Origin of the sequence: Kutzneria sp. 744, from assembly GCF_000568255.1 — a bacterium.
Classification (GTDB): Bacteria; Actinomycetota; Actinomycetes; order Mycobacteriales; family Pseudonocardiaceae; genus Kutzneria.
The window spans coordinates 1,480,968-1,490,318 of sequence record NZ_KK037166.1; the positions used below are offsets into that span (position 1 = coordinate 1,480,968).

The following is a 9,351-nucleotide window of genomic DNA, read 5'->3' on the forward strand; positions in this document are numbered from 1 at the left end:
GGGAGGTTTGTGCCTTGCTCAAGTTCGTCGTCGGTGTCGCGCTGGCCGCCGTGGCCACCAGCTGCGGCCCCAATCAGATCGGGACCACGCCGGGCGCGCCGCCGGCCACGTCCACCTCGCCGCCCATCCAGCACTGGGCCATGCCGAACCTGGTCGGCTCGGGCCTCCAGGACGCCCAGGACACCATCCAGAAGCTCACCGGCAACGAGATCTTCTTCAGCGCCTCGCACGACGTCAGCGGCAAGGGCCGGCACCAGGTCCTGGACCGGGATTGGAAGGTGTGCAACCAGAACATCGCCGCCGGCAGCCGGATCCAGGCCGGGGTGAAGATCGACTTCGGTGTGGTCAAGCTGGCGGAGGCGTGTCCCTGAGGTCGAAGGGGCCGGTCTGCCGCAGCACCCTTCGCGCCGTGACCTGGTTTCCCCACATCAGGACAGCCATCAGGGCGCACACGACCGTCAGCGTCAAGAAGGTCCAGTACGAAAACGCGGTGGACGCCCCGGCGTCCAGGGTGGTTTCCGCCAGCAGCACGCCGCACGCCAGGGTGAGCCAGACGAAAGACCAGGACATGCCCCGGCGGAGCACTTCCTCGCCGGCCCAGCGGCGGGCGACGTCCCGGTGCTCCGGGGCCGGGACCTGGCGGCGCCGAAGAGCGTGCATCAGCCTGCGCCGCTCCGGCTTCGGCAGTTCGCGCAGCGGCGTCCGCAGGTTCAGGTACCGAATGCCGGCCCGGCGGAGCGCGGCATGCGACACCCAGAGGTGCACCAGCGCCATCAGGAGGAGCCACACCCCCGTCAGAATCAGAACAATCGCCCACATGGGACGCATCCTATGGCGCGCAACCCGGCCAAGCGGGACCTGCCGGGCCCCGGCCGCGCCTTGTCCTTCCGCGCCACCGACACCGACGCCGCCTGGCACATCGACCTCATCGGCGACGCCGACCTGCTGGCCTTCTGGTCCGAGCACGTCGCCTTCGGCCGATCAGGGCGCGACGGCCACCCACAGCGGCAGTGGGTGGCCGCTCTCCTTGGGCGTGAGCCGCTGCACGGCGGCGAAGCCGGCGGCGGTGAGCCCGGCCGTGACCTGCGCGCCGGTGATCACCTGGTGGCGGGTGGAGACGGCGCGGATCAGCTCCCACTGGCTGCCGGAGCGGGCCAGTTGGAGCACTTCCAGGCCGTAGGACTGCCCGTCCTCGGCCCAGTCCCACAGCTGCACGGTGACCTGGCGCTGCTCGCCGCGGCCGGACACGCGCGGCGGCGGGGCGGTGGGGCGCAGGCGGCGGAGCTTGTCGAGCTCGGGGACGGCGGCGATGAACAGGCCGCCGGGACGCAGCGCCAGCCGGGCGGCCGAGAGGGCGGCGTCGAGGCCGTTCTCGTGGGCCATACGGGGCAGCAGGTCGTCGTTGGCATGCACCACATCGACGGGATTTGCCGGCATCTGGGCCAACACGTCGAGCAGATCGGCGAACCGGTGATCGCCCGGACCCAGCACCGCGGTGGCCACGTCGGCGAACACGCGGTCGCCCGCGGGTCTCGGTGTGGTCACGCCGGCCAGACTACGGGTCCGCCACCCGGCGGCTTGCCCCCGGCCCGACACTAAGGTGAACCAACCCGTACGCGGGACCGTCGAACCGGTTACAGCTGGACACCTGGCGACTCCACGTAATACTTTACGCCATCAGGAGTACACACAGCCTCCGTTCAGAGGTGCCACGGTCACGTGCTCACCCAGTAGTGTCACTGCTGCGTGACAAGTTGACAGCGAGGAGTCACTATGACGATCGCTGCTGGTCATCCGGATCTGTCGTTCGTCGACACGGTGCCAGCCGACCGGGACGAACTGGTCGGCCTGCTGGCCACCGGTCCGTTTCCCGACGCCTTGCGCGCCGCGATCAAGACCAGCCGGTTGAGCCTGGACCGCATCCAGCACCGGCTGGGGTTGCGCGGCATCACGATCAGCGTCGCCACGCTCAGTTACTGGCAGTCCGGTCGGAGACGGCCGGAGCGGCCGGAGTCCCTGGAAGCACTGCGTCACCTGGAAGCCGTGCTCGGCGTGCCGCCGAGCTCGCTGACGGCGCTGCTGGGCCCGCCTCGTCCACGGGGCCGCCGCAGCCGCCCGACCCGGGTGCTGCCGATCGACGCGCTGTGGTCGCGCCGGGAACGGCTGGCCGCGCTGCTGGCCCGGGTCGACACCACCTCCGACTGCCGGCTCGGCCGGCTCAGCCAGCACGACCGCATCGAGGTCGCCCCCGACGGCGGCCAGCGCTCGCTGTGGGTGCGCCAGGTGCTGCGGGCCGAGCAGGACGGCGCCGACCGCTGGGTTCTGGTGTACGACGCCGAATCCGGGCCCGGCATGATCCCCGAGCTGACCAACCTGAGCAACTGTCGGGTCGGTCGGACCGCGGTGGACGAGGAGTCCAGCATCATGGTCGCCGAGCTGGTCTTCGACCGCACGCTCGCACGCGGCGACACCGTGATCATGGAGTACCAGCTCAACAACCCCGGCCCGCAGTACCCGGCCAGCGGCAACGCCTACTGCCGCAAGTTCCGGCTGCCGGTCCGGGAGTACGTCATCGAGGTGCGCTTCGACCAGTCGCGACTGCCGGCCCGTTGCCAGCAGTACGCGGTGCCGGCCGGCGAGGAGGGTCCGTCCCGCCGCCGCAACCTCACGCTCGACCCGTCCGGCGGTGTGCACTCCGTCGCCCTGGGCTTCGGCCCCGGCGTCTTCGGCATCCGCTGGGACTGGCCCAGCCGCTAGCAGCTCTCCCCGAGAAGCCCGTCGCCAATGCCCCGGCGACGGGCTTTTTCGTGCTCAGGGCCAGAGCAGCGCTCGGTGTGTTGGCCGGCTCCTGGCCCTTCCGGCTGGCCGCACCCGAAGCACGGACGAGAGCGGTTCACCCATGCCGCCACCCCATCCACAGACTCGTTGTACTAAATTAGGAATAATTATTGACAGCCCGGGTACCTCGCCGGTTACCTTCCTCCCGGCAGCAGCGCAGCCGCCAGGAACGAGGTAACCATCGATGTCCCGCTTGTTACGCAGACTCACGCTTGCCTGCGCGATCGCGCTCGGCGTCGGCTCGGTGGCGGTGCCCGCTGCGACCGCCCAGACCGACAGCCACGGCGCCGGCCAGCATGACTCGAGCGTCGTCTCCCCCACCCCGTACATGGGCTGGAACACCTACTTCGGTGTGGGCCGCCCGACCGAGGACAACGTCCACAGCGTCGCCAACTTCCTGAAGTCGAGCGGCCTGGCCAAGGCCGGCTACGACATCGTGTGGCTGGACGGCGGCTGGCAGGCCGACACCACGCCGCGCGACAGCAAAGGCAACCTCGTCGTCGACCCGGTGCGCTGGCCGCACGGCATGGACAACCTGGTCAAGTTCATCCACGGACTGGGCCTGAAGGCCGGCATCTACACGGACGCGGGCGCCTACGACGGCAAGAACTGCGGCCTGGGCAGCGGCGGCGGTTACTACCAGCGCGACGCCGACCAGTTCGCCACGTGGGGCTTCGACGCGGTCAAGATCGACTTCCTCTGCGGCCTGGCCCAGAAGCTCGACCCGGCCGTGGTGTTCCAGCAGTTCTCCCAGGCCGTGGCCCAGTCCGGCCGCAAGATGATCCTCAACCTGTGCGACCCGGTCACCGGCGAGTGGGGCGTGCCGGACTGGCCGTCCACCCGTCAGGCCGGCTACGCCTACACGTGGGGCCCGGGCAACGCGACCTCCTGGCGCACCGACACCGACGTCGCCTTCGGCAACGCCACCGCGGGTGAGTGGCCGGCGGTGCTGCGCAACATGGACGACAACGCGGCGCACCCCGAGGCGCAGAGCCCCGGTCACTACAACGACCCGGACTACCTGATCCCGATGCGTCCCTTCCCCACCGGCGGCACCGAGCTGACCGAGGAGGAGTCGACCACGCAGTTCGTGATGTGGGCCGAGATGTCGTCGCCGCTGATCATCGGCTCCGACCCGCGCACGCTGCCCCAGTCGATGCTGGACACGTTGAAGAACCCGGAGATCCTCGCCGTCGACCAGGACCCGCTGGCCATCCAGGGCGTCCGGATCGGCGACTCGGGTTCGGGCAACGTCTACAGCAAGGTGTTGTCGGGCAAGGGAAATCGGGCCGTCGTGCTGCTCAACCGGGGCACCGCGCCGTCCGACATGACCGTGGACCTCGCCAAGGCCGGCCTCAGCGGCACGGTGAAGGTGCGCGACCTGCGGGCCCGCGCCGACAAGCGCAGCGCCACCGGCTCGTACACCACGACCGTGCCGGCGCACGGCACCGTGATGCTGAAGCTGTCCGGCACGGACCTGGCCCCCGGCGCCGACCTCGGCGGCAACGCCAGCGACAGCCCGGCCCTGGTCCGGTTCGACGACACGCACGCGTACACCTTCGTCCGTGACGCCTCCGGCCAGCTCGCGGAGAGCACGGTCGGCAGCGGCAAGTGGGCCATGCTCGGCGGCCCCACCCAGAACCAGATCATCGGCCAGCCCGCGGCCTACGCCTCGGGCGCCGACCGGGTGGACGTCTTCGTGCGCGGCACGGACAACGCCGTGTACCAGCGGACCTTCGAGCACGGCTGCTGGGGTCGCTGGATCAAGCTCGGCGGCACCGTGACCGACTCCCCCACCGTCGCCTTCACGTCGCCGACGCAGTGGACCCTGGTGGCCCGCGGCGCCGACGGCAAGGTGTGGCAGCGCGGCACGACCGGCAGCTGGACGTCGCTGGGCTCGCCCAGCGACAAGCCGATCTACGGCCGTCCCAGCGCCGTCGCTGACACAGGAGGCACGCACATCGTCGTGCGGGCCTTCGACGACAGCGCCTGGTTGTGGGAGCAGGGCACCGGCTGGACCGGTCTCGGCGGCGTGATCAGCACCGCCCCCACGCTGCTCGCGACCTCCGGCCGGCTGTACATGTTCGCCCGAGCCAGTGACTACACGCTGTGGCAGCGCAACTTCGCCGACGGTCAGTGGGGAGGATGGTTCCCCCGCGGCGAGTACGCCAGCAACGCCATCGTCGGCACCCTCGGTGTCGCGGCTGGCGCTAACGGCTCGGCGTGGGTGGCCGTCCGCGGTGTGGACGACCATGTGCACCAGACCGTGCTGTGACTAGGAGTTCTGTTGTCTGAAAGAGTTGCAGTCGTGACGGGGGCCGCGTCCGGTATCGGCGCGGCCACCGCCCGGCGGCTCACCGCGGACGGCTACCGGGTGATCGGCATCGACATCGCCGAGGGTCCCGAGGTGGCCGTCCGCGGCGACGTGAGCGCGCAGGCCACCTGGGACGAGGCGTCCCGGCTGGCCGGCGGGTCGGTGGACGCGTTGGTGAGCAACGCCTTCACCGTCGTCGTGAAGCCGCTGCACGAGCAGACGCCGGCCGAGTGGTCGCGTCAGATCGACGTCAACCTCACCGCCGCCTTCCTCGGCGCGCGCCAGTTCCTGCCGTCGCTGCGGGAGCGGCACGGCGCGATCGTGCTGGTGTCGTCGGTGCATGCGCGGGCCGGCCTGCCGGGGCATCCCGCGTACGCCGCGAGCAAGGGCGCGCTGGTGTCGCTCGGGCGGCAGCTGGCCGTGGAGTACGCGCCGGAGGTGCGGGTCAACACCGTGCTGCCGGGGCCGGTGCTCACCGGCGCGTGGGATCGAGTGTCCGAAGAGGACCGCTTGCGCAGTCAGGATTCCACGCCCATGCGGCGGCTCGGCGATCCGGACGAGGTGGCGTCGGTGATCGCGTTCCTGCTGTCCTCGGAGGCGTCCTTCGTGACCGGCGCCGACCTTGTGGTCGACGGCGGCTGGACCGTGCACAAGGACTCGGCGTGACCAGCTCATGCAGGGAAGGACGCCTTACCCTCGTTCAACGCGGGTAAGGCGTCCTTCCCTGCATGAGGTCAGGTGCTGGTCAGCGGCGCAGGATCACCCGGGCCGGGGCGGCCTCGGCGGCGGTGAGGCGGATGGGCAGGCAGGTCAGCTCGTAGCGGCCAGGCTCGGCGGCGGCGAGGTCGAGGCCCTCGATGATCGGCACGCCCGCCCCGAGCAGGGTGTGGTGGGCCGGGAAGTCGTTGGCGCCGAAGCACTCCACCGACAGATAGTCGATGCCGACGAGCCGGATCCCCCTGGCCACCAACGCCTCCGCCGCCCGGCCGCTGACCGCGACGTAGCCAGGGTCGAAGTCCCGGTGCAGCCGGCCGGTGGTGGAGTTGGTGGTGCGGAACAGAACCCGCTCCGCACCGGCCGGGATCTCGGCGACGTGGTCGGCGCGGATCGGGCTATCGTCGTCGATGCCGACCACGTGCACCGGCCCGCACAACACGTCGAGGGAGATGTCCTCGATGCCGGCCGCGCCGGGGATGAAGTGGGAGGGAGCGTCCACATGGGTGCCCTGGTGCGCCGACAGCGTCCACTTGCTGGCGTCGGACTCCTCGCCGCGGTCCATCCGCGTTTCCCACTCGCACACCGGGGAAGTGCTGCCCGGCCAGTGCGGCATGTGGGGCCGGATGGCCAACGTCACGTCGATGAGCACGGACGGCATGCTAGCCGGTCAGATCGCGAACCGGACCCCGGTGAGGCGTTCGCTTTCCTGCCACAGCCGCAATCCCTCCGCCGGATCGTCCGCGCCACGGGGCAGCTTCGCCGGGATCGGCGCGCCGGCGGTCTGGTCGCGCCCGGCCGGTCCGTAGAAGCCGCCGCTGACGATGTCGGCGCTGGTCGACGCCCACAGCGACGGCCAGGCCGCGCCCTCCGGCGAGCCCATCAGCAGGACGCGGGCCAACGCGACGGCCGCCCGGTCGAGCACGCCCTGGCGCTGCCGCTGGAGGTTGGTCACCGCCGACCCGGGATGCACCACCACCGCGGCGATGTTCGTGCCGGACAGTCGCCGGGCCAGTTCCCTGGTGAAGACCACGTTGGCGCGCTTGGACTTCGCGTAGGCCCGCATGCCGCCGTAGCGCTGTTCGCTCATCAGGTCGTCGAGCCGGCCCACACCCCAGCGTGCGGCCATCGCGCTCACCGTCACCACCCGCGCGGCCTCCGCGCGCCGCAGCGCCGGCAGCAGGCCCGCGGTCAGCGCGAAGTGTCCGAGGTGGTTCGTACCGAACGTGAGCTCGAAGCCGTCGGCTGTGGTGCGGCGCTCGGGCACGTTCATCACGCCGGCGTTGTTGATCAGCACGTCGATGGTCTCGGTGGCCGCCAGGCGGTCGGTCGCCGCGGCGATGGAGGCCAGCGAGCCGAGATCGACGGCCAGCGTGTCCATGCGGCCCCCGGACAGCGTGCCCACCGCACGGTCCAGCTTGGCCTGGTCGCGACCGGCGAGGATGACGCGGGCGCCGTGGCCGACAAGAACCCGGGCCGTCTCCAGCCCGATGCCGCTGTTGCCGCCGGTGATCAGCGCCGTGCGGCCGGTCAGGTCGCCGATGTCGGTCGGGCTCCAGTGCGCGGTCGGCCGGGTCGCCGGCATGGCCACCACCTCCTTATTGAACGTCCATTCATTACCTGTTCCGAGCGTGACACGGCGGCGCAGGACTGTCAAATGAACGTTCATTCGATACGACCGTCGCCTGGTCCAGCCCAGTGCGAAAACCGGTTTGCGGAAGTATCCATAATTAATGAGTTGATGTACCCTGAGCGACGTCCGGCGACCATCCGTGAGGCGGGGACCCTGTGAAGATCACTGACATCGAGACGTTCCTCGTGCCCCCGCGCTGGCTGTTCCTGAAGGTCAGCACGGACGAGGGCGTCGTCGGCTGGGGTGAGCCCGTGGTCGAGGGCCGGGCGGAGACCGTGCAGGCCGCCGTGCACGAGCTGGCCGACCTGGTGCGCGGGCAGGACCCGCTGCGCATCGAGGAGCACTGGCAGGTGTTGCGGCGCAGCGGTTTCTACCGCGGCGGCCCCGTGCTGTCCAGCGCGCTCGCCGGCTACGACCAGGCCCTGTGGGACATCGCCGGCAAGGTCCGCGGCGTCCCCGTGCACGAGCTGCTCGGCGGCCCCGTCCGTGATCGCATCCGGGTCTACTCCTGGGTCGGCGGCGACCGTCCACACGGGATTCGCGAGGCCGTTCAGGGTCAGGTCGACCGCGGCTTCACCGCCGTGAAGATGAACGCGTGCGGGCCCATCGACGCCATCGCCACCCCGGCCGACGTGGACGGAGTCCTTGCCCGGGCCCATGAAGCCCGTGACGCGCTCGGCCCCGACCGCGGCCTGGCCATCGACTTCCACGGCCGCGTCTCCCCCGCCATGGCCCGTCGCCTGCTGCCGCTGCTGGAGGAGGTGCGGCCGCTGTTCGTCGAGGAGCCGATCCTGCCCGAGTTACCGGCTTCCGTCCTCCAGTCCGTTGTGGACAGTTCGCCGGTGCCCATCGCCACCGGCGAGCGGCTCTACTCCCGCTGGGAGTTCAAGCCCGTGCTCGACGCCGGCATCGCCGTCGCGCAGCCCGATCCCTCGCACGCCGGCGGCATCTCCGAGCTGCGCCGGATCGCCTCCCTGGCCGAGATCTACGGCGCCAGCATCGCCCCGCACTGCCCGCTCGGCCCCATCTCGCTGGCGGCCAGCGTGCAGGTGGCGTTCGCCACGCCCAACTTCCTTATCCAGGAACAGAGTCTGAACCTGCACTACAACGCCGGCAGCGAGCTGACCGGCTATCTTGTGGACACCAGCCCGTTCGCGTTCGTGGACGGGCAGATGGCCCGGCCGACCGGGGTCGGGCTGGGCATCGAGATCGACGAGGACGCCGTGCGCCGGGCCGCCGAGATCGGCCACGCATGGCGGTCGCCGGTGTGGCGGCACGAGGACGGGAGTCTCGCGGAGTGGTGACCTTCGGCAGTGTTCTTCGTTCCACCCGGCTGGTCGGCATCGTCCGGGGCGACGGCGTGGGCAACACCCGCGACGCCGTGCGGGTGTTGTTCGAGTCCGGCGTGCGTCTGGTCGAGGTCTCCCTGACCGGACCCGGCGCCCTGGAAGCCATTTCCTCCATCCAGGCGCCCGAGGGATGCTGGCTCGGAGCCGGCACGGTCCGAACCGCCGCCGGCGCCTCGGCCGCTATCGCCGCCGGCGCCACCTTCGCCGTCAGTCCCGCGCTGACCGCTTCCGTCGCCGCCTGCGTCGACGCCGGCCTGCCCATCCTGGCCGGCGCCCTCACCCCCACCGAGGTCGAGTCCGCCGTCGCCGCCGGAGCCGAGGCCGTCAAGCTCTTCCCCGCCTCCTTCGGCGGCCCCGGCTACCTTTCCGCGCTGCGCCAACCCTTCCCGACCGTCCCGTTCGTGCCGGTCGGCGGTGTCGGCGTCGCCGAGGCCGAGGCCTACCTCGCCGCCGGGGCCATCGCCGTCGGCGTCGGTTCCCCGCTCGTCGGCGACGCCGCCGCC

Annotated in this window: 10 protein-coding genes; 6 read left to right on the forward strand and 4 right to left on the reverse strand. The window is 71.0% G+C overall.

All coding sequences use genetic code 11. The features are described from left to right. The first annotated feature begins 14 nt into the window (after positions 1 to 14). The gene (locus KUTG_RS06480) at positions 15 to 371 is read left to right on the forward strand and encodes a PASTA domain-containing protein (RefSeq protein WP_052394126.1); all 357 of its coding nucleotides are present in this window, start codon (positions 15 to 17) and stop codon (positions 369 to 371) included. On the opposite strand, the gene KUTG_RS06485 is transcribed toward KUTG_RS06480, so the two are convergent. Continuing rightward, complete coding sequence (locus KUTG_RS06485; protein WP_157494362.1) at positions 346 to 819, reverse strand: hypothetical protein; 474 nt, start codon at positions 817 to 819, stop codon at positions 346 to 348. The two genes, KUTG_RS06480 and KUTG_RS06485, sit on opposite strands and share 26 nt — an antisense overlap. 162 nt (positions 820 to 981) lie before the next feature. Further along, on the reverse strand, positions 982 to 1,545 hold the full coding sequence (locus tag KUTG_RS06490; RefSeq protein ID WP_157494363.1) for a hypothetical protein: 564 nt from the start codon (positions 1,543 to 1,545) through the stop codon (positions 982 to 984). A 228-nt stretch (positions 1,546 to 1,773) separates the two neighbouring features. On the opposite strand from KUTG_RS06490, the gene KUTG_RS06495 reads away from it, so the two are divergent. The 3 genes from KUTG_RS06495 (at position 1,774) to KUTG_RS06505 (ending at position 5,818) form a co-directional block, all read left to right on the forward strand. Then, positions 1,774 to 2,757, forward strand: a complete 984-nt coding sequence (locus tag KUTG_RS06495; RefSeq protein ID WP_043715629.1) for a helix-turn-helix domain-containing protein — start codon at positions 1,774 to 1,776, stop codon at positions 2,755 to 2,757. Between the two features lie 265 nt (positions 2,758 to 3,022). Further along, entirely contained in the window at positions 3,023 to 5,113 is a 2,091-nt protein-coding gene (locus KUTG_RS06500) for a glycoside hydrolase family 27 protein (RefSeq protein ID WP_043715631.1), read from the forward strand. A gap of 12 nt (positions 5,114 to 5,125) precedes the next feature. Continuing rightward, entirely contained in the window at positions 5,126 to 5,818 is a 693-nt protein-coding gene (locus KUTG_RS06505) for an SDR family NAD(P)-dependent oxidoreductase (RefSeq protein ID WP_043715634.1), read from the forward strand. Between the two features lie 79 nt (positions 5,819 to 5,897). On the opposite strand, the gene KUTG_RS06510 is transcribed toward KUTG_RS06505, so the two are convergent. Both KUTG_RS06510 and KUTG_RS06515 read right to left on the reverse strand, forming a co-directional pair. Then, on the reverse strand, positions 5,898 to 6,518 hold the full coding sequence (locus KUTG_RS06510; protein ID WP_198047047.1) for a cyclase family protein: 621 nt from the start codon (positions 6,516 to 6,518) through the stop codon (positions 5,898 to 5,900). Positions 6,519 to 6,536: 18 nt separating this feature from the next. Beyond that, a complete protein-coding gene (locus KUTG_RS06515) occupies positions 6,537 to 7,451 on the reverse strand; it encodes an oxidoreductase (RefSeq protein WP_043728489.1) in 915 nt (304 codons plus the stop codon). Between the two features lie 203 nt (positions 7,452 to 7,654). Here KUTG_RS06515 and dgoD point away from each other — a divergent pair, with 203 nt between their 5' ends. Together dgoD and KUTG_RS06525 are read left to right on the forward strand one after the other, a co-directional pair. Continuing rightward, positions 7,655 to 8,803 carry a galactonate dehydratase gene (dgoD, locus tag KUTG_RS06520; RefSeq protein ID WP_043715638.1) on the forward strand — a complete coding sequence of 383 codons (1,149 nt, stop codon included), beginning with the start codon at positions 7,655 to 7,657 and terminating at the stop codon, positions 8,801 to 8,803. Continuing rightward, positions 8,800 to 9,351 (forward strand): bifunctional 4-hydroxy-2-oxoglutarate aldolase/2-dehydro-3-deoxy-phosphogluconate aldolase (locus tag KUTG_RS06525; protein ID WP_043728490.1); only part of this gene is annotated, 552 nt, incomplete at its 3' end. The genes dgoD and KUTG_RS06525, both read left to right, overlap by 4 nt.

Bases quoted from the DNA above. Each gene is read 5' to 3' on its own strand.
- KUTG_RS06495 (WP_043715629.1), top strand. From the start codon at position 1,774: ATGACGATCGCTGCTGGTCATCCGGATCTGTCGTTCGTCGACACGGTG.
- KUTG_RS06485 (WP_157494362.1), bottom strand. From the start codon at position 819: ATGTGGGCGATTGTTCTGATTCTGACGGGGGTGTGGCTCCTCCTGATG.
- KUTG_RS06515 (WP_043728489.1), bottom strand. From the start codon at position 7,451: ATGCCGGCGACCCGGCCGACCGCGCACTGGAGCCCGACCGACATCGGC.
- KUTG_RS06500 (WP_043715631.1), top strand. From the start codon at position 3,023: ATGTCCCGCTTGTTACGCAGACTCACGCTTGCCTGCGCGATCGCGCTC.